Origin of the sequence: Croceibacterium selenioxidans, from assembly GCF_018599195.1 — a bacterium.
In the GTDB taxonomy this organism is placed as follows: domain Bacteria; phylum Pseudomonadota; class Alphaproteobacteria; order Sphingomonadales; family Sphingomonadaceae; genus Croceibacterium_A; species Croceibacterium_A selenioxidans.
On record NZ_JAHFVK010000002.1, the window covers coordinates 1309318 to 1328975 of the forward strand.

Consider the following 19658-nt stretch of genomic DNA (forward strand, 5'->3'; position numbering starts at 1 on the left):
ACAAGCCTTTGGGCAACGAACGTCCCACGATGACGGTCCAATTCTCGCATCAAGTGATGTTATCGCTAACCTGGTCGATGCCACCGGCGCTTCGACGGCGATCGACGTGTTCGAAAAGCTCGTCAACGGCTTGCCGGACCAGATCGCCCTGCTCGATGCCCGCTGGAACATCATCGCCAGCAACGACGCCTGGACGGATTATTGCGCGGCCCACGGGTTCGAAGTGTTCCAGGTCGGCCATAACTATCTGGAAGAACTCGAACGCCTGAACGAGGAGAAGCGGGAGGCCGCGCGAGCGACGGACGCTGTCATCGCCGCCATCAAGGAGTTCGAGCAGGGACGCCCGAGTATGTACCGGCACGTCTACAGCGGTCCGCGCGACGGGCAGGAAACGCAAATCCGCATCGCCAGCATGGAGATCGGCGGCCGGAAGTACTTCACGGTCACCCGGATCGACGTCACCGAACTGGTCCAGCTCCGCCGCCTGCGCCAGGGCTTCAGCACCTCCCTGATCCACACCCAGGAGGAAGAGCGCCGCCGAATGGGGCGCGAGATTCATGATTCCACCATGCAGCAGCTCTCCGCGCTGGGTCTCGCCGTCAGCCAGTTGAAGCGCACGCGCTTACCCGGCGAATCCCTTGCGCTGGTCGATGACATCGAGGAACTGCTGTTCGACGCGCAGCGCGAACTCCGGTCGATTGCCTACCTCGCCCATCCTCCTCAACTGAGCCGGATGGATCTATCCGAGGCTGTTCGTACCCTGGTCGAGGGATTCGGGCGGCGGGCCGGGCTGATCACCTCGTTCGAGGTCGAAGGCGAGACCGATGTGCAGTGGCAGAACGCTCGCGTGGCGATCTATCGCGTCCTGCAAGAGGCGCTGTCCAACGTTCACCGTCATGCTCATGCGACGCAGCTGTCGGTAAGGCTGATTGGGCGCAAGTCGATGATCCACCTGATCGTCGCGGACAATGGCCGGGGCATGCCAGTGGATGTTTCACCGGGCGTCGGTCTTCTCGGCATGCGCGCACGCCTGGCGGAACTCGGGGGCCGTCTCATCGTGCGCAAGCTATCGCCCGGTACCGCGGTGATCGGGAGCGTGCAGCGGACCTGATTTTTTTGGTTCCGGTTCAGTCTCGACGCAACTGGAATGAACGCCGTCAGCCTGTTCCACCGCTTCCCAGCGCAATCATTGCGCTTCCAACCCGGCGGGATAGGCTCTAGGGCGCGCAGCGGGCAGACAGGGTGCCGAGCGTGAAGCTGATAATCGGTAACAGGAACTACTCGAGCTGGTCGCTTAGGGGCTGGCTTGCGGCCAAGCAGTCGGGTCTCTCGTTCGAGGCGCTGACCGTTCACATTGACGGTGACGACTGGCAGGCGACGAAACGCACCGACGACGAATTTCAGCCCTCGGCCGGCAAGGTCCCTGTGCTGTGGGACAACGAGGTGGTGGTGTGGGATTCGCTCGCCATTCTCGAATACCTTGCCGACAAGGTCGGGCGCGATCGCTTCTGGCCCAAAGACGATGCCGCGCGCGGCATGGCGCGGGCGATGGTGGCGGAAATGCACAGCTCGTACCTCGCCTTTCGCCGCCAGTGCCCGATGAACATCCGCAAACGGATCGAAGGGCTGGAGCTGACCGACGATGCGCGCCATGACATCGTCCGCATCCTCGGCTTGTGGGCGGAAGCGCGTGCGCGCTTTGGGAAGGGCGGGCCGTTCCTGTTCGGCACCTTCGGGGCCGCTGATATCTTCTACGCTCCGATCGTGACGCGCCTCGTCACTTACGGCATCGGCGTGCCCGGCTTCGCCCAGGCCTACATGGAGGCGATCTGGGAGCACGCGTGGATGCAGGAATGGATTCAGGGTGCCGAAGACGAGCAGTGGGTCATCGAACAGTTCGAGGTGGCCTAGGACTGGTCAGCCTTTCGGCGGATAGGGCGTCCCGTCGTTGTGTAAGTAGTCGTCGGCCTCGAACCTCAGGTCGATGTCGGGGTAGTCGCCCCGGTCGTTATCGTCATCACCCGCGCTGATCGCGACGAAACTGCAGTCGGAATCAGTTCGGTTCTGCAGACAATGCGCGTTGGTCGCCCCCTTGGGCCAGGCCGCGACATCTCCGGCGCGCAACACGGTCTCTCCGCCGTCCTCCACCAGCACCGCTTCGCCCGAAATCATCACCAGCAGCTCGTCGACTTCCGCATGCCAATGACGCTGGGAGGACCACGCGCCAGGTTTAAGAACCACGTGGCTGGCACCCATCTCGCTTAGCCCGCCGGCCGGAGCGAGCCGGCGCCACCAGCGGCCCTGAACGTCGCGGTCATAAGGATGCGGATAGCCTGTCCGGTTGGACTGCGGGATGGCGTCGAGATCGAGCTTGGGCATGATCTTCATCTCCGGCTGGAAAGAGGCCAATGGCTCGTCTAACCCGCGAGCGATGGGAAATTCCAGCGACGTCGTAAGCTACGCCGAGCAGCTGATCGCCTGCAAGAGCGTCACTCCTGCCCGCGGGAGCGTGTTCGACACGCTCGAGGCGATGCTCGCGCCGTTGGGGTTCGCGGTTCACCGCTTCGTCGCCGGCGGAGCGCCGGACGGACCGGTCGAGAACCTCTTCGCTATTCGGCGCGGTCTGCCAGGCAGCCGCCACCTGGCCTTCGCCGGCCACGTCGACGTGGTTCCGGAAGGTGAGGGATGGACTAGCGGAGCCTTCACTCCGGAACGGCGCGGGGCGCTGCTCTACGGCCGCGGCGCGGTCGACATGAAGGGGGCAATCGCGGCGATGGTCTCGGCAGCAGCGGAAGTGCCGGCGCAGGCAGGGACGTTGAGCTTCATCGTCACCGGCGATGAAGAGGGGCCCGCGGTCTACGGTACGCGCGCCCTTATCGACCTGATGCGCGAGCGTGGCGAAATCCCGGACCTGTGCCTGGTGGGAGAGCCCACTTCGGTCAATCGCCTCGGCGACATGATGAAGATCGGCCGGCGCGGTTCGGTCAACGTATTCCTCGAGGTCGAGGGTAGCGAGGGCCATGTCGCTTATCCTCACCTGGCGGACAACCCGATCCCGCGGCTGGTGGCGATGCTGGCGGAGCTGGACGCACTCGAACTCGACCAGGGGACCGAGTGGTTCCAGCCTTCGAACCTCGAGATCACCGAACTCGAGGTCGGCAACCCGGCCACCAACGTCATCCCCGCCCGGGCGAAGGCGCGTATCTCGATACGCTTCAACGACACGCACACGGGCGCGGAGCTGGCCCAGAAGGTCACTGAGATCGCCAACAAGCATGGTGGTATGGCGAGACCGATTATCTCCGGCGAGCCGTTCCTGACGCCCCCAGGGGCCTTCTCGGAGATCGTCAGCAGCGCGGTCGAGGCGGAGACCGGCATTGCGCCCGAAGCTTCGACCAGCGGCGGCACGTCCGACGCACGGTTCTTGAGGGCACTGTGCCCGGTGATCGAATTCGGCCTTCCCAACGCGACTATGCACAAGCGCGACGAGGCCGTAGCGCTCGAGGACCTCGAAACCCTGGTGCGGATCTATCGACGGATCGCCCTCGCGGCGCTGGCCTAGCCGATTGTCGACAGCCCGCCCCGCTTGCGGGAGCGGAGGCCTGCTTACGTAAAATCACGGAGTTTTCCTCCCTGATGGTAGCGTTACCATAACGTCTACCACCGACAAAAGTCGAGATAAAACAGGGAGGTTAGCGTTGATTTCACGCCTTGAGATCGTGCGCCGTGAATGGCTAGGTGTTGTGGGCCTTTCCAGTCTGATGCTGCCGATACCGGCTAACGCCCAGACCTCCGAAGCCGACGAGATTGCTGAAGTGGAGCAGTGGCCGGCTGACGAGTTCGACTCCGACGCCGCGAGCGAAGAGAACATGATCCTCGTCTCCGGCTACCGCGCGTCGCTTCAGAGCCAGACCAACGCCAAACGCAATTCGACTGGCTTCACCGACACGATCTTTGCTGAAGACATCGGCAAGTTTCCTGACACCAACATCGCCGAATCGCTCAATCGCATCCCTGGCATCACCATCGGCCGGGAGGTTACCGGCGAGGGCGTGACGATCGCCATCCGCGGTCTTGGCAGCAACTTCACCCGGGTGCTGTTGAACGACGCGCCGGTTGCAATCGCCTCAGTGCGGTTCGATGCGCAGGGGACCAATCGCGAAGTCGATCTCGATCTCCTGCCGACCGAGCTCTTCACCCAACTTACGGTCAACAAGTCGCCGGTCGCCAGTCAGGTCGAAGGCGGCGCGGCCGGAACCGTCAACTTGCGTGCCGCGCGTCCGTTCGACAATCCCGAGCCCTATGTCAGCTACGGCTTCCAGGGTTCGAAGGCGAGCGGTACGGGCAAATGGGGCTATCGCGGCCATGTGCTGGCGAGCGCGACTTTCGGCGACTTCGGCATCCTTGTCGGCGGGGCCGCGGTTCGCAACAACTTCCATGTCGACGGTTTCGAGACGATCGGCTGGACCAATCCGAACCTGACCGAGAGCCAACGCACCAGCGGCCTCCGCAATGCAACAGGTGGCGGCAATTTTACCATTCCCTCGACCGTGCCGAGCCATGCGGGGAATGGTCTCACCTCAGGTGAGGCTATCGACGAGGCCTTCCTGCTCGCCAACAATCCCGGCGCGACGATCGACCAGATCGACAACGGCCTTCTTCCCCGTCTTGCCCGTCCGCGCTCCGAGACGGGGCAACGCCAGCGCTACAACGGGCTGGTCTCGCTCGAATGGCGGCCGAGCAACAACTTCCATTTTTACGTCGACGGGATGTACGCGCGCCGCGACACCGACATGACTCGCACCTCGATGAACTGGGCCGTTCGGAACGGCGCGGCGATTCCACTCAACACGACCTACGACCGCGACGATTGCTCCCAGGGCTGTGTGGTCACCGGCGGCACTTACGCCAACTCCCAGTTCTTCCTCGAATATCGCCAGTACAAGGACACGCAGGACTACTGGGGCATCAATCCGGGGATGGAGTTTACCTTCAACGACTGGCTGCAGGGCGACTTCCACCTCAATTACACGAGGAGCACCTTCCGCCGCGAAAACCCGACATTCCTGGTTACGACTGCGCCCAACAGCGGCGCCACGGTAACTTATCGCAACGGCGGCGGGATTCCCTCGATCGAGACCGACATCGATCTCAACGACCCGGCCAACTTCGGCTGGGTCGGCGGCGGCCGCGTCAACCTCAATGGCGAAGATCGCGAGACCGAGACCAAGGGAGTGCGCGGCAGCCTGTTGTTCGGCGACAAAAGGCGCTTCAGCGTGCGCGTGGGCGGCGCCTATGACGACACCAGCCGCCGCATCGCGCCGTTTGACAATACCAACCCCTGGCAGAACGCGATTTGTGGCAATGGGCCGAGCGTCACGTTCTTGGCTCCGAACACCGTGACCACTCCTTGCACCGGCCTCAATGAACCCGGCGACGCGACTCCGGCCGGCTTCCCGACCTTTCCCGGCTTTGGGACCCATCATACGACGGGCATGCCGCCGATCACTTATGCCGGCTCGCTCATCCCCAACGGCGGGGTACCGAGCTATCTGCTGCCTGGTCCCAACGGCTACGTCACCGTCGATTGGGACAGGGTCAAAGCCGATACCGACTATGCGGGTCATCTTGCGCAGGCGGCAGAGACCGGCGCGAGCGCGACCGGTGCCAACGGCGGCCTGATCCGCGAGAAAGTGGCCAGCAGCTTCATCGAGGGCAACGGCATCTTCGATATCGGCGATGATACCCTGCGACTGAACGGCGGCGTGCGGATCGTGTGGACCGAGCAGTTGGTCGGCGGTCTCGTCAGCTTGCCCAGCCAGCTCAACACGCCGGCCGGCGCTCCTCCCGTGCTCGACGGCGGCCGCTATCCGAACACGATTACGTACCCGACGCTGCGGACGACCTATTCGAACCTCCTGCCTTCGGCGAGCGTCGCCTATGAGTTCGACCGCAAGGCCGTGGCGCGGGCCTCGATTTCGCGCACGATGACCAGGCCTAATCCCAATGCCTTGCTTCCCGGCGCGAGTTTCGTGCAGCCTTCGGCCGACGTGGGCACGATCGGCAATAGCGCGCTCGCTCCCTACATGTCCGACAACATCGACCTCGGGTTCGAGTACTACACCGGTGGCGAAGGCGTGATTGCGTTCGCGGCCTTCCGCAAGGAGATCACCGGCTTCACCCAGAATCGGCTGACCAACGTGCCGTTCTCGTTCTTCGAGCCCTATGGCATCACCACCGACTCGTTGTCGCAGGACCAGCGTGACGCCCTGGCATCCCGGGCAAAACCTGGGCAGGCGCTCAGAGATGTCGAAGTGGCCGTGCAACAGCAGGTCAATGTCGACGGCAAGCTCAAGATCAACGGTCTCGAGTTCCAGCTTACCCAACCGCTCGACTTCCTGACCGAACAGGTCGGCATCTCGGGGTTCGGTGTGCAGGGCAACCTGACGCTGATCGATCAGAAAGGCGAAGGGGCCGCCGTCGCGCTTGGCGTCGCTCCCGTCACCTACACACTGACCGGCTATTATGAAAAGGGAGCCCTCTCGACGCGCCTCACCTACACGCGCAACAAGGGGGCGCAGGGTTCGGGCAACAACCAGAACGGCATTCCAGAGGCGGCCATATTCGGGCGCGGCTACTCGCAGCTCGACTTCTCCGGCAGCCTGGACCTGGGTTACGTGTTCGACAACGACCGGCTGCCGACCCTGGTGCTCAACGCGACCAACCTCACCAAGGAAGTCCAGAGCAGCTACTTCCAGTTCCCGAATGCGACGTTCAACGAGTACAACCCCGGGCGGACGGTTCTGGTGGGCGTTCGCGGAACATTTTGAAGCCTCGCATGCTTCCAGACCCTTCCCGCCTTCGGCGCGCCAAACCTGGTGCGGCAGCTTCGAAAGGTCATCGGCCAAACCTGGCGTCTCTCGATGGCGATGAGGGCATACCTCTTCCGTTCGTGGTGAGCTTGTCGAGCCGCGCCGGCGCTGGGCCCGTGTCCTTTGACAGGCTCAGGGCGTACGGTGGGGGGTGGGTGTGTTCATCAAACGCGCGATGGTGAAAAAGCAGTCGGCTCCGGTAGGCTTGTCCCGATCCCCGGGATTCGCGGGGAAGGACGACCGCCGTGGAAAAAAGGGGGCGTCATGGAGGATATATCCTGGCACCTCGCCCGCGGGATGCTCGACCGACCGGGATTGCTTCGCTACCTTCGCGGATAGAACCAGGGGAACGGGGTAGGCATGAGCACTGACGCAGAGCAGATCGCCAAGGAAGCCGCGCCCGCCGGCCACAGCAAGTTGCAGTGGCGCATCCTGATGGGCTTCATCGGAGGCCTGGCCGCTGGGTTGCTCACTTACGCCGTCGCGCCTGACGCCGCATGGCTGCAGTGGGTGGTGACTTACATCACGGGACCGATCGGCCAGATCTTCCTGCGCCTGCTGTTCATGCTGGTGCTTCCGCTTCTGTTCTCAGCGCTCGTCGTGGGCATCGCCGAGATGGGCGAGATCCGCGCGCTCAAAGCGATCGGCCTGCGCACCTTGGCCTACACCGTGATCGTTTCCAGCATCGCGGTTGCCCTGTCGCTCTTGCTGGTCAATGTCCTGAAGCCTGGCCAAGGTGTCGACCCCACCGCGGCCAGCGAACTGCTTGCCCAGGGAAGCGCCAGCGCCGCCAGTATCGTCGCCGCCTCGGCGGAGAGCGAGGCCGGGGTCAACGCCTTCGTCGCAATCGTACCGAGCAACGTCGTCTCGGCCATGAGCAACAACGACATCCTCGCGGTGATGTTCTTCGCGCTGATGTTCGGCATCGGCCTGCTGCTGGTCCGCACGGCGCGCACCCAGGTGCTCAAAGAGGCGATCGAGGGCGTGTTCGAAGTGGCGATGAAGCTGATCGGCCTCGTCATCCAACTCGCGCCGATCGCGATCTTCTGCTTCATGTTCAACCTCTCGGCGCAGTTCGGCTGGGACCTTCTGCCGCGGCTCGCAGCGTTCGTGGGTGTGGTGCTGCTGGCGCTCGGCGTGCAAATGTTCGTGGTGTTCCCCGCGCTGCTCAAGTTCGTGGCGGGGAAGAGCCCGATCGCCTTCTTCCGCGAGACGCGCGAGGCGAGCGTGATGGCGTTCTCCACCGCCAGTTCCAACGCGACGCTGCCGACCTCGCTGCGGGTGGCCGAAACCCAGCTCAAGCTGCCGCCCAAGATCTCGCGCTTCGTCCTTACCATCGGCGCCACCGCCAACCAGAATGGCACGGCGATGTTCGAAGGCGTGACGGTGCTATTTCTCGCCCAGTTCTTCGGCGTTGACCTGTCGCTGGGCGATCAGCTGTTCGTCATGCTCGTCTGCATCCTCGCCGGTATCGGCACCGCGGGTGTGCCCGGAGGGTCGCTGCCGGTGATCGCGCTGATCCTCTCGGGCGTGGGCGTGCCGCCGGAGGGAATCGGTCTGATCCTCGGCGTCGACCGCTTCCTCGATATGTGCCGCACGACGCTCAATGTCGTCGGCGACCTGGTTGCCGCCCAGGTCATCAGCAGCCTCAGCCGCGAGCCGGCGGACACCGCCGCCGCTGCTTAGTCGGCTGGCGGCTCTGGCGGATCCGAGCTCTCGGAACTGCTCGAAGTGTCTGGGTTTTCCGTTGCCAGCCGAACCGGCACGAACCGGCCTAGGCGACAACGAGGTCCGCGCGCGGACCCGGCCTGGAGAACGGTGATCATGTCGGTGTGACAAAGCCTGCCGCCGGTGCCCTGATAGGCGAAGCGCCGCTCGAACCCGAGGCCCGGGCAGCGGTTGGGCAGGGTGTTGCGGAACATCTCGCGGCCGGCCAGCACGAAATCTATGGTGAAGTCGTCATGCACTCGCGTGTTACGGACGCGGATCGTGTTGATGCAATTGACCGGTTCACCCAGCACTTCGACCGCCGGAGCTCGGGTCTGACGAGTTCGATCGGTTCCGCTGTTGTCCGCGCAAGCTGCCAAGGACAGCAAACCCGCGCAGGCCAGCGCGGGCGCAACCCCTTTCATGGTCATCGCACATACTCCCTCTGTTGCGCTCCGGAAGCAGGCCGGGGGCGTTAAGTAGAGGGAATCGCTGCCCGCCTTCTCTTTGCGGTGGGCCTCTCGAGCACCTTATCCCGATAGGAACATAAGTCGATTACGGCGCAACGCCAACACTCTGGCTGGCGCGCTTTGCAAATATAGCGGCCATGGAGGATCAACCAGTGGTGCGCGTGACGCCGGAACGGCTGCGGCACGCGCTTGTCCAACTTGGCTTCGACCTGCTCCGGCGTCTTGCCCTTGGCCAGGCCGGTGCGGTTGGAGACGCGGAACACGTGAGTGTCGACCGCGAAGGTCTCCTCGCCGAAAGCGCAGTTCATCACCACGTTGGCGGTCTTGCGCCCGACACCGGGCAGGGTCACCAGCGTGTCCCGGTCCGGGGGCACTTCTCCCGCGAAATCGCGCACCAGGATTTCCGACAGCGCGATAACGTTCTTCGCCTTGGCGTTGAACAGGCCGATCGTCTTGATGTGCTGCTTGAGCCCCTCTTCGCCCAACGCGACCATCTGGGCGGGCGTCTTCACCTCGCGGAACAGCGCCCGCGTCGCCTTGTTGACGCCCACGTCGGTTGCCTGCGCGGACAGGACGACCGCGACCAGCAGCTGGTAGACGTTGCCGAATTCGAGCTCGGTCTCCGGCGCCGGGTTGTCCTCGGCGAGGCGGCGGAAGAACTCGAAGATCTGGTCCTTGGTCAAAGCCCCAGCACTTGTCCCATTGTGTAGCGGCCGGCCGGCTGGCCGATCAGCCAGGTCGCCCCGCGAACGGCGCCGTGGGCGAAAATCATCCGGTCCTCTGCGCTGTGCGACAGCACCAGGCGCTCTTGCGGTCCGGCGAGGATCACCGAATGCTCACCCGCCACCGTGCCGCCGCGGAGCGAGGCGAAGCCGATCGCGCCCTCCGCCCGTGCGCCGGTGTGCCCGTCGCGGCCGCGCTCGGAGTTGCCGGCCAGCTCGATCCCGCGACCTTCAGCCGCCGCCTGACCCAGTAGTAGCGCGGTGCCAGACGGCGCATCGACCTTCATCCGGTGGTGCATCTCTAGAACCTCGATGTCCCACTCGGGTCCGAGGCTTGCGGCCGCCTGCTTGACGAGGTGAGCCAGTAGGGTGACGCCGAGCGAGGTATTGCCGGTCTGCAGTACCGGAACGGCCAGCGCGGCGCTTTCGATCAAGGCCTGCTGCGTCTCACCCAGTCCGGTCGTGCCGACGAGGATCGGGATGCCCGCGCCAACCGCGGCGTGAAGATTGTTCTCGAGCGCGGCCGGGGCCGAGAAGTCCACCAGCGTGTCGCTGTGATCGGCCAACCGGCCGGCGTCACCACCCCGGTCGATACCGCCGGAAACCTCGTGTCCGGCCGCCTCGATGGCGCGCGTGAGAGCGTGTCCCATGCGTCCGTCGCTGCCGATAATGCCAATGCGGGCCATTGCGCCTCCCTTCGTGCGCGTGCTTCATGCGAGCAATGGACGCCATTCGCAACATCGTGATCCTCACCGGAGCGGGAATTAGTGCAGAGAGCGGGCTGCGGACGTTCCGCGCCGACGACGGGCTGTGGGAGGATCACCGCGTCGAAGACGTCGCCACACCGCAGGGCTTCGGGCGCGATCCCGAGCTCGTGCAGCGGTTCTATGACGAGCGCCGTACCAACATCCTCGCTGCTGAACCGAACGCCGCGCACCAGGCACTGGCGCGGCTCGACCTGGAGTTCGGCGGAAACCTGCTGATCGTCACCCAGAACATCGACGATCTGCACGAACGTGCCGGGGCAAAGCGGGTGCTGCATATGCATGGGGAGGGGCTGTCGGCCTGGTGCCTTGCTTGCGACGCCCGGCATCGCTGGACCGGCACCTTGCTCGATGGACCGCCTTGCCCCTCGTGCGGGGAGGTGGCGCTGCGGCCCGACATCGTCTGGTTCGGGGAGATGCCTTACCGGATGGACGAAATATTTGGCGCGCTGGCTCGCGCGGACCTGTTCGTGTCGATCGGGACCTCGGGCGCTGTTTATCCGGCGGCGGGATTCGTACAGGAGGCTAAAAGCCATGGGGCAAGGGCGCTGGAGCTCAATCTCGAGCGGAGCCAGGGCTCGCGGTGGTTCGACGAGACGCGGCTGGGCCCGGCAAGTGAGTTGGTGCCCCAGTGGGTGGATGAGTTGCTAGGCTCCTGAGCCACAGGCCCGGCACGCCGGATCCTTGGCAATGTTGAGCGTCCGCATTCCCGGCGCCAGCCCATCGAGCAGATGCAGCTTGCCCCACTGGGGATCCCCCAGTCCTCCCACCGGAGCGAGCAGCACGCGGATGGCCTGGAGCGCAGCGAATGTGGCCGTCCAGCCAGCCATGGCGCCGAGCATGCCGTCTTCGGCGCACGTGTCGCAATCGTCGGCGTCGAATGCATCGCCCACATAGCAGCGGTAGCACGCCTGGTCCGGGAGGTGTCCGGCGAAAGCGCCGACCTGGCCCTGGAAGCGGCCCACGGCGGCCGAGAGCAGCGGGATGCCGGCGGCAACGCAGGCATCGGAGACCGCCAGCCGGGTCGCGAAGTTGTCGCACCCGTCGAGTACCAGATCGGCGCCCGCAATCAGTTCGCCTGCATTATGGGAAGTGATCCGGTCGCTGATCCAGCGAACGTCGAGATGGGCATCGAACTCGCGTACCCAAGCGGCTGCAAGGTCCGCCTTGCCCCGGCCGACCTCGTGTTCGCGGAATATCGTCTGCCGCTGCAGGTTGGTCGCGTCGACGGTATCGTCATCGATCAGCACCAGCGAGCCGATTCCGGCACTGGCAAGGTACTGCAGGGCGGGTGAGCCGATCCCGCCGACACCGATCAGCACGACTTTCGCGTTCGCCAAGGCGGCCTGTCCCGCGCCGCCGATCTCCGGCAGCACGATGTGGCGGGCGAAACGTTCCAGGCGTTCAGGAGTGAGGTTCATGCCCTGCAGCTAGGGCCGGACACGCACCTCGGCAAGCTCAGCCAAACGAAGTCAGGATCCCAACCCCATTCGTGCCGAGCTTGTCGAAGCACCCTCCCGTCAGAAGCTCAGCTCTCGAGCTGACGCAGCAGGCTGCGCACATCGCCGTCCATGTCGGAATCGCGCTGGCGCAGATCCTCGATCAGGCGGACGGCGTGAATCACCGTCGAGTGGTCGCGACCGCCGAACTTGCGGCCAATCTCCGGATAGGAGCGCGGCGTCAGCACCTTGGCGAGGTACATCGCGACTTGACGGGGACGGACCACCGCACGGGCGCGGCGCTTGCTCGACATCTCGGCCCTGTCGATGCGGTAGAACTGACAGACCGTGCGCTGGATCTCGTCGATCGTAATCCGGCGGCGGTTGGCCGAGAGGATATCGGTCAGCTGCTCTTCGGCCAGCTGCAACGAGACGTCCTGCCCGGTGAGCTGGGCATAGGCGATCAGCTTGTTGAGGCCGCCGACGAGTTCGCGCACGTTGCGGTTGATTGTGCGGGCCAGGAATTCGATCACGTCCGACGGCACGTCGAGCGGGGCAAAACGCACCAGCTTCGACTGCAGGATCTGGCGGCGCAGCTCGATGTCGGCCGACTGGATGTCGGCGACCAGGCCCATAGAGAGGCGGCTGAGCAGACGCGGCTCGACACCGTCGAGCGCCTGCGGCGCACGGTCGGCAGCGAAGACCAGCCGCTTGCCTTCGGCCAGCAGCGCATCGATCGTATAAAGCAGCTCTTCCTGGGCGCTCGCCTTGCCGATGATGAACTGGATGTCGTCGACCAGAAGCAGGTCGAAGCCACGCAGGCGCGCCTTGAATTCGATCATCTCGTTCGACTTCAGCGCCGAGACGAACTCGACCATGAAGCGCTCGGCACTGCAATAGAAGATGCGGGCGCGGGGATGAGCCTGGAGATAGGCGTGACCGATCGCGTGGAGCAGGTGAGTCTTGCCCTGGCCGGTCGCGGCCTTGAGGTAGAGCGGAGAGAACTGCGGCTTTTCCGCCTGCGCCATGCGCTCCGCCGCGTTCTTCGCCAGCACGTTGGTCGTGCCGGTGACGAAGGCAGCGAAGGTCAGCGAAGGATCGAGGCCAACTGACGAAGTAAAGCCGTCGTCGCCGATAGATTCCATAGCCCGGCCGCCGGCGAGAGCGCCATCGTTGGCGGCACGGTGACCGAAGCCGTCCTCACCCCGGAAGTCGAGGTCGGCCAGCTTGCGGCGGCCCGGATGGACTCCGATCTTGACGTTGCGGACTTCGCTGCGGGCGATCTTCCACGCGAGCGAAAGGCGATCATGGAATCGATCCTGCACCCAATTCGCGGAGAACTCAGTCGGCAGAAACAGATGGAGTGTGCCGGTGTCCTTGCAGAAGCTGCCAACCTGAATCGGACGGATCCACTGGCTGAAGAGCTGATGGCCCAGATCCTTGCGCAGGCCCTGGCTGATGTCAGCCCAGTCCGCTGCAAGATCGACGGCTTCCTGTTCTTCCATATCCCCCTCAATGCCATCGTTCTTGGCAGGCCCCGATCGGCCGGCGTGCGGTCCCATCCGAATCATTGATCCGTTCCCTCCCCGAAGGCTTTTCACACTGAAGACGTCGGGCACAAAAGACCCCCCTCGCGAATCCAGCGGAATCGCAAGTGCCCCCGTACGTCATCTCGAATTGTTTCGGCTGGGCGAGTCAGTCGCCAACCGGAAGGCCGTTATGAACGCCCCTCGTCCGGGCTCGCAAGTCTGCGCACCTAAAAAAAGTGAAATATATCGGCTTGACTTGCGTGGACCCCGCAGCCTTGCGTTCAAGTCGCTGAATCGACTTCAGATTCTTGTGACAGTTTTGCGAATCGGCAGAAATCCTGCACTTTCGAGTAAGTCAGTATTTACTGTCTCGCAGACGCGAAAACGGGCCGGTGGAAAACCCACCGGCCCGTTCCAATTTCGTTCCTGGCAAATCCCGAAACGGGACGAATCAGAGAGCCGCGACTCGCTTGCTCAGGCGGCTCATCTTTCGGGCCACGGTGTTCTTATGAAGCACGCCGCGAGCCACGCCGCGGGCCATCTCCGGCTGCGCGGCCTTCAGCGCGACCTGGGCGGCATCCTTGTCACCGGCGTCGAGCGCGACTTCCACCTTCTTCACGAAGCTGCGGATGCGGCTGATGCGCGCACCGTTGATCTCGGCGCGCCTGTCGTTGCGGCGGATGCGCTTGCGGGCTTGGGGCGTATTGGCCATTTTTGTCCTTACATCGGGCCGCGTTTGACGAGCGACCGGAAGCTCTGTCTAAAATTGCTGAAACGGCAGTTTCCCGCCGGAAAGCGGCGCCCTTACCCACGAGGCGCCGAATCGTCAACACTCTGTGTAGCCTCAAACGCCGGCGGGCCCATCCCGGCCCTTGGCTTTCCTCGCATAAGCTCGGGCGTCCGATCGGCCTTGCCGTCCGCTGTGCGGACGGAACGAGTTCACTTCTGACAAGTGGGGCAGAACCAAGTGCTGCGACCCCCTTGGGTGATTCTCTGGATCGCCCCGCCGTCCTCGTGTTGGCAAGGTTCTCCCTCCCGACCGTAGACAGCGAAGCGGCTGGCGAAATAGCCGAGCTCGCCATCGGGGCGGGCGTAGTCGCGCAAGCTGGAGCCGCCATCTTCGATCGATTGTTCGAGGACTGCGCGAATCGCCGGGACCAGCCGCTCGAGCGCAGCTCGTGTCACTTTTCCCCCGGCCTTGCGCGGGTCGATGCGGGCGCGGAACAGAGCCTCGCAGACGTAGATGTTGCCGAGTCCGGCAACGATCCTCTGGTCGAGCAACAGGAGCTTCACCGCCTGCTTCCGGTCCCGCAGAGCCCCCTTTAGATGATCTACGGTCAGACCCGGACCGAGCGGCTCAGGGCCCATCGCAGCGAATGCGGGCCAGCGATCCAGCGCTTCGGTCTCTACCAGATCGACGAACCCGAAACGCCGCGCGTCATTGAGGGCAAATCGATGGCCGATTGTCTCGAGCACCAGATGGTCGTGCTTGCCGAGCTCTTCGGGGTCGATTCGCCAGCGTCCGCTCATGCCCAGGTGGAACACCAGCGTCGTCCCGCGGTCGGTATGGATCAGGCCATACTTCGCCCGCCGTCCCATGCCGGTAACCCGCGCCCCGGCCAGCGACTGCACGAGCCCCTCGGGAAACGGAAAGCGCATGTCCGGCCGATAAAGCGCCACGCGTTCGATGCGGGCGCCATCGAGGAAGCGGGCGAGGCCGCGGACAGTGGTTTCGACTTCGGGAAGCTCGGGCATCTGCGGAAAGTACCTAGCCGCCCGGGCTCACTCTGTCATCGCCAAGCGCGACAGGGCTGACTAAAGCCCCGCCCATGCCCATCGATCGCAATCAGGCTCGCGCCTTCGCCCTGCTCGGACTTGTCATGATTCTGTGGGCCGGGAACTCGATCGTCGCCCGCGCGGTACGGGGCGACGTGGCGCCGTTCACGCTGGCCTTTATCCGCTGGGCCGGGGCGTGCCTGGCCGTCGCCCCCTTCGCCATCGGCCCGCTGAAGCGCGACTGGCCCGAGATCGTGAAGGGGTGGAAGCCGCTCCTATTCCTCGGGCTCGTCGGCGTCGCCGCGTTCAATGCGTTCCTCTATTCCGGCCTGCAATACACTACTGCGACCAACGCCTTGCTGCTCCAGGCGGCGACCCCGGCGTTCATGGTGCTGCTCGACCGGCTGCTGTTCGGCGTCAGGCACGGCTGGTGGCAGATCATCGGCGTAACAGCATCGATGCTCGGCGTGCTTGTCATCGTGTTCGAAGGTGACGCGTCAGCGGCCCTGCGACTGCATTTCGGCAAGGGCGATGCGCTGATCCTGTGCTCGGTGGTGGTGTGGTCGTTCTACACGGTGTTTCTGCGCCTCCGTCCGCCGATCTCGCCCGTGAGTTTCATCGCGGTGACGTTCTTCATTGCCATGGTGACGATGGCGGTGCCGGCTGCGCTCGAGTGGCAGTCGGGCCGGACCATTGCCTGGAGCCCGCAGGTGGTGGGCGCGTTTCTTTACGTCGCGCTGCTGCCGTCGTTGTTGTCCTATTTCATCTATAACCAGGCCACCGGCGTGGTCGGCCCGGCCAAGGCGGGACAGGCGATCACGCTCATGCCGCTGTTCGGCGCGTTCCTGTCCGCCGCGCTGCTTGGCGAGCGGCTCCATCCGTTCCACTTCGTAGGCATGGTCTTCATCCTGGTCGGGATCGGCCTGAGCCTTCTTTCAGGAACGAGGAAAGAGCCCGCTGGCGCCGCGCCTGCCCCGTCGCTAGAGGACCGGGCATGAGCGATCAGGTTTCCTTCGGATACGAGACGGTCGAAGCGGAGGAGAAGACCCGCCGCGTCGGCGCGGTGTTCTCCAGCGTGGCGTCGAAGTACGACGTGATGAACGACGCGATGTCGGGCGGCCTGCACCGGCTGTGGAAGGATCAGTTCGTTCGCCGCGTAAAGCCGCAGCCGGGTGAGGCCATCCTCGACATGGCGGGCGGCACGGGTGACATAGCCTTCCGCATGGCCGCGCGCGGTGCTGCCGTGACAGTGGCAGACATCAACCAGGAAATGCTCGACGTCGGCCTGGAGCGGGCGGTCGAGCGCGGAATCGACACACTGGTGTGGTCGCGGCAGAACGCCGAGCAGCTCGCCTATCCCGACCGGTGCTTCGACGCCTATACGATCGCGTTCGGCATCCGGAACGTAACCCATATCGACAAGGCGCTGGCCGAAGCCTTCCGCGTGCTCAAGTTCGGCGGACGGTTTTTCTGCATGGAATTTTCGACGACCGAATGGCCGGGATTCAAGGACGTCTACGATTTCTATTCGCACAAGATCGTGCCCCAGGTAGGCAAGGCCATCGCGGGTGATGAGGACAGCTACCGCTACCTGATCGAATCGATCCGCCGTTTCCCGCCGATGCCGGAGTTCGAGCGGATGATCCGCGAGGCCGGCTTCGAAAAGACCAAGGTGGAGCCGATTCTGGGCGGGTTGGTCGCCATTCATTCAGGGTGGAAGATCTGACCCGACCGACAGTCCATATTCTGCGCCTGCTCAAGTGGGGGCGCACGCTTGCCCGGCACGGCGCGCTCCGAGGGATCGAGGGCGATCCCAACACGCCGCCCCCGGTAAAGCGCCTGGTCCGCATCGCGCGGTTCGGCACCCTCCAGCCCCGCGTGCCAGACTATGCCGCCGCCTTCCAGGCCATCGGCCCGGCCGCGATCAAGCTCGGGCAGACGCTCGCCACCCGGCCCGACATCGTCGGCGAGGAAGCGGCGCATAATCTGCTGACCCTTCAGGATAGCCTCCCGCCCCTTCCCTTCGATCAGGTCGAGGCGGAAATGGCGCGCAGCTTCGGGGTGCCGCTAACCTCCGTGTTTGCTGAGATCGACCCTGTGCCGGTCGGCTCGGCCTCGATCGCGCAAGTTCATCGCGGCGTGACCGTCGACGGGCACACAGTCGCGATCAAGGTCCTGCGGCCCGGTATCCGCGAGAAGTTTGCACGGGATATCGAGACTTATGAGTGGGCTGCGGCCCATCTCGAAGCGCTGGGCGGCGAAGCGCGGCGGCTTCGTCCGCGCATGACCATCGCCAATTTCAAGCGCTGGACCCATCGCGAGCTCGACTTGCGCCGCGAAGCCGCCTCGTCGTCCGAGTTGGCCGAGGCGATGAAGGGGTTCGAAGGCTACACGGTCCCCGCGGTGGACTGGGACCGGACCAATGGCCGGGTCATGACCATCGAATGGGTCGACGGCATCAAGATCGGCGATGTCGAAGCCCTGCGCGCCGCCGGGCACGACCTGCCGCAACTCGCCAGCCGCCTGGTGCTCGCGTTCCTGACCCAGGCGATCAGTGGCGGGTTCTTCCACGCCGACATGCACCAGGGGAACCTGTTCGTGCGGCCCGACGGGACGATCGTGGCGATCGACTTCGGCATCATGGGCCGCATCGACCGCCGCGCGCGGCAATGGCTGGCGGAAATCCTCTATGGCCTGACCACCGGCAACTATCGCCGCGTGGCCGAAATCCACTTCGAGGCGCAGTACGTGCCGAGCTATCACTCGGTCGAGGAATTCGCGACCGCTCTACGGGCGGTGGGAGAGCCGATGCGCGGCAAGCCGGTCAGCGAGCTGTCGGTCGGCATGATGCTCGACAGCCTGTTCGCCATCACTCGCGATTTCGACATGCAGACCCAGCCGCACCTGCTTCTGCTGCAGAAGACCATGGTCATGGTCGAAGGCATTGCCACGCAGCTCGATCCCAAGATCAACATGTGGGACGTATCCGCCCCGTACGTCCGCAGCTGGATCCGCGACGAGCTCGGGCCCGAAGCCGCCCTCGCCGACCGCATCCGCGAAGACGTCGGAACGCTGTTGCGCCTGCCGCAAATCGTCCGCCGCATCGAAGAGCGCTTCCCCGCTCGTGGAGGCGCGCCCGACCAGCCACCTTTGCCGGACATCGATCTGGTCTGGGAAGGCTCGGTCGAGAGTGGTTCGCGCTGGCTTGGCTATGCTGTTGCTGTGCTGGTGGGTGGGGGACTCGTATTGGCGGGCCAGATGATGGGGTGGCTCGGTTGAACGGCACGGCGCCTGATTGGCGCCGCTTTGCCCATTGGCCACGAGGCGCCGCCCTTGGGGTGCTTGCGGCATTCGCCTTGCTGCTCGGCCTCGCGGTAATCACCGCCCGCCAGCCCGTACATGTCCAGTCTGACGCGGCCTTGTCAGGGCCCGCGCAGGTCAGCGCCGCCGACACCATCGAACGGGACGAGGACTTGCGCCTCTATGACCGTATCGCCGAGCGGGTGGCGGCGGGCGAGGACTACTACCAGGCCGCCGTCGAGGAACAGCGGGCACGCGGCTTTCCCGTCCGCCCCGGCCTCACGGTGCGCTTGCCGACGCTCGCGTTGCTCACCGCCACGCTTGGCCAGCCCGGGATGGTCGCTCTTGCTGCGCTCCTGGGCCTGGCCGTGCTCGCCGCGTGGTGGCGCAGGCTGGGCAGCGAGCCGGGGTCAGGCGACAAGCGGGTTATCTGCATGCTCTTGCTGGTGATCGGCAGCAGCCTGGCGCTGAAACCGCAATACCTGGTCCTGCACGAGCTCTGGGCGGGTCTCCTGCTGGCGCTCAGTTTTGCGCTTCACCGTCCGGGGCGATGGATCGGCGCCTGGGTGGCCGCGGCTCTTGCGCTGGCCCTGCGCGAGTTGGCGCTGCCGTTCGTCCTGCTGATGGGCGCGCTGGCCCTCTGGCGGCGCGACTGGCGCGAGGCGGCGGCCTGGGCAGGGCTCGTTGGCCTGTTCGTCGCGGGAATGGTGTTGCATCTCTCGCAGGCCTCGCAAGTCGTGTCGCCGGAAGACCCGGCGTCGCCGGCTTGGTTGGTGCTGCGCGGATTGCGCGGGTGGACTTCGAACCTTCAGCTCAACAGTGTCCTGCAATACCTGCCAGCGTGGCTGGCGGCCCCGCTGGCGTTGCTGCCGTTGATCGGCTGGATCTCATGGCGAAGCGATGCCGGGATATTCGGCACTCTGCTGCACAGCGGCTACGGGCTGTTCTTCATGCTCGCGGGGCGCGACAACAACTTCTACTGGGCGCTGGTGGTGATCCCGACGTGGTTCCTCGGCCTCGCCTTCATGCCGGGTGCGCTTCGCGATCTGTGGCGCGCCGCGCTAGGCAAAACTTAACCA

Annotated in this window: 18 protein-coding genes; 10 read left to right on the plus strand and 8 right to left on the minus strand. The window is 64.7% G+C overall.

From position 1 onward, the window contains the following. Positions 1-106 precede the first annotated feature (106 nt). Both KK137_RS16850 and KK137_RS15160 read left to right on the plus strand, forming a co-directional pair. Positions 107-1111: a sensor histidine kinase gene (locus tag KK137_RS16850; RefSeq protein ID WP_214537361.1), complete on the plus strand. Its 1005-nt coding sequence runs from the start codon at positions 107-109 to the stop codon at positions 1109-1111. Positions 1112-1251: 140 nt separating this feature from the next. Beyond that, on the plus strand, positions 1252-1911 hold the full coding sequence (locus KK137_RS15160) for a glutathione S-transferase family protein (RefSeq protein WP_214537362.1): 660 nt from the start codon (positions 1252-1254) through the stop codon (positions 1909-1911). A gap of 6 nt (positions 1912-1917) precedes the next feature. On the opposite strand, the gene KK137_RS15165 is transcribed toward KK137_RS15160, so the two are convergent. Continuing rightward, positions 1918-2379, minus strand: a complete 462-nt coding sequence (locus KK137_RS15165; RefSeq protein WP_214537556.1) for a cupin domain-containing protein — start codon at positions 2377-2379, stop codon at positions 1918-1920. 52 nt (positions 2380-2431) lie between these two features. Between KK137_RS15165 and dapE the strand changes: the two genes are divergently transcribed. The 3 genes from dapE to KK137_RS15180 all read left to right on the plus strand — a co-directional run bounded on the left by dapE (position 2432) and on the right by KK137_RS15180 (position 8558). Then, on the plus strand, positions 2432-3562 hold the full coding sequence (dapE, locus tag KK137_RS15170; protein WP_214537557.1) for a succinyl-diaminopimelate desuccinylase: 1131 nt from the start codon (positions 2432-2434) through the stop codon (positions 3560-3562). A 136-nt stretch (positions 3563-3698) separates the two neighbouring features. Continuing rightward, positions 3699-6830, plus strand: coding sequence for a TonB-dependent receptor (locus KK137_RS15175; protein WP_250893871.1), 3132 nt, complete (start codon positions 3699-3701; stop codon positions 6828-6830). 402 nt (positions 6831-7232) lie between these two features. Continuing rightward, a complete protein-coding gene (locus KK137_RS15180; RefSeq protein WP_214537363.1) occupies positions 7233-8558 on the plus strand; it encodes a dicarboxylate/amino acid:cation symporter in 1326 nt (441 codons plus the stop codon). On the opposite strand, the gene KK137_RS15185 is transcribed toward KK137_RS15180, so the two are convergent. The 3 genes from KK137_RS15185 to dapB are packed head-to-tail and all read right to left on the minus strand — an operon-like array spanning position 8555 to position 10457. Next, positions 8555-9010: a hypothetical protein gene (locus KK137_RS15185; RefSeq protein ID WP_214537364.1), complete on the minus strand. Its 456-nt coding sequence runs from the start codon at positions 9008-9010 to the stop codon at positions 8555-8557. The two genes, KK137_RS15180 and KK137_RS15185, sit on opposite strands and share 4 nt — an antisense overlap. A gap of 44 nt (positions 9011-9054) precedes the next feature. Further along, positions 9055-9732: an endonuclease III gene (gene nth, locus KK137_RS15190; protein ID WP_214537365.1), complete on the minus strand. Its 678-nt coding sequence runs from the start codon at positions 9730-9732 to the stop codon at positions 9055-9057. Beyond that, a complete protein-coding gene (gene dapB / locus KK137_RS15195; protein WP_214537366.1) occupies positions 9729-10457 on the minus strand; it encodes a 4-hydroxy-tetrahydrodipicolinate reductase in 729 nt (242 codons plus the stop codon). The genes nth and dapB overlap by 4 nt, the downstream gene beginning before the upstream one ends. A gap of 35 nt (positions 10458-10492) precedes the next feature. Between dapB and cobB the strand changes: the two genes are divergently transcribed. Beyond that, a complete protein-coding gene (gene cobB, locus KK137_RS15200) occupies positions 10493-11194 on the plus strand; it encodes a Sir2 family NAD+-dependent deacetylase (RefSeq protein WP_214537367.1) in 702 nt (233 codons plus the stop codon). Here cobB and KK137_RS15205 read toward each other — a convergent pair. The 4 genes from KK137_RS15205 to mutM form a co-directional block, all read right to left on the minus strand. Beyond that, the gene (locus tag KK137_RS15205) at positions 11183-11956 is read right to left on the minus strand and encodes a HesA/MoeB/ThiF family protein (protein ID WP_214537368.1); all 774 of its coding nucleotides are present in this window, start codon (positions 11954-11956) and stop codon (positions 11183-11185) included. The genes cobB and KK137_RS15205 overlap by 12 nt on opposite strands. Positions 11957-12063: 107 nt before the next feature. After that, positions 12064-13479: a chromosomal replication initiator protein DnaA gene (dnaA, locus tag KK137_RS15210; protein ID WP_214537369.1), complete on the minus strand. Its 1416-nt coding sequence runs from the start codon at positions 13477-13479 to the stop codon at positions 12064-12066. Positions 13480-13954: 475 nt separating this feature from the next. After that, positions 13955-14215: a 30S ribosomal protein S20 gene (rpsT, locus tag KK137_RS15215; protein ID WP_214537370.1), complete on the minus strand. Its 261-nt coding sequence runs from the start codon at positions 14213-14215 to the stop codon at positions 13955-13957. 227 nt (positions 14216-14442) lie between these two features. Next, complete coding sequence (mutM, locus tag KK137_RS15220; RefSeq protein WP_214537371.1) at positions 14443-15258, minus strand: bifunctional DNA-formamidopyrimidine glycosylase/DNA-(apurinic or apyrimidinic site) lyase; 816 nt, start codon at positions 15256-15258, stop codon at positions 14443-14445. A gap of 74 nt (positions 15259-15332) precedes the next feature. On the opposite strand from mutM, the gene KK137_RS15225 reads away from it, so the two are divergent. The 4 genes from KK137_RS15225 to KK137_RS15240 are packed head-to-tail and all read left to right on the plus strand — an operon-like array spanning position 15333 to position 19655. Further along, positions 15333-16277 (plus strand): DMT family transporter, encoded by a 945-nt coding sequence (locus KK137_RS15225; protein ID WP_214537372.1) that lies wholly within the window; start codon positions 15333-15335, stop codon positions 16275-16277. After that, positions 16274-17005, plus strand: coding sequence for a class I SAM-dependent methyltransferase (locus KK137_RS15230; protein WP_214537373.1), 732 nt, complete (start codon positions 16274-16276; stop codon positions 17003-17005). Before KK137_RS15225 ends, KK137_RS15230 begins: the two co-directional genes overlap by 4 nt. Next, a complete protein-coding gene (gene ubiB / locus KK137_RS15235; RefSeq protein ID WP_214537559.1) occupies positions 17002-18558 on the plus strand; it encodes a 2-polyprenylphenol 6-hydroxylase in 1557 nt (518 codons plus the stop codon). Before KK137_RS15230 ends, ubiB begins: the two co-directional genes overlap by 4 nt. Further along, positions 18555-19655 carry a hypothetical protein gene (locus tag KK137_RS15240; RefSeq protein WP_214537374.1) on the plus strand — a complete coding sequence of 367 codons (1101 nt, stop codon included), beginning with the start codon at positions 18555-18557 and terminating at the stop codon, positions 19653-19655. The genes ubiB and KK137_RS15240 overlap by 4 nt, the downstream gene beginning before the upstream one ends. The last annotated feature ends 3 nt before the right edge of the window (positions 19656-19658 follow it).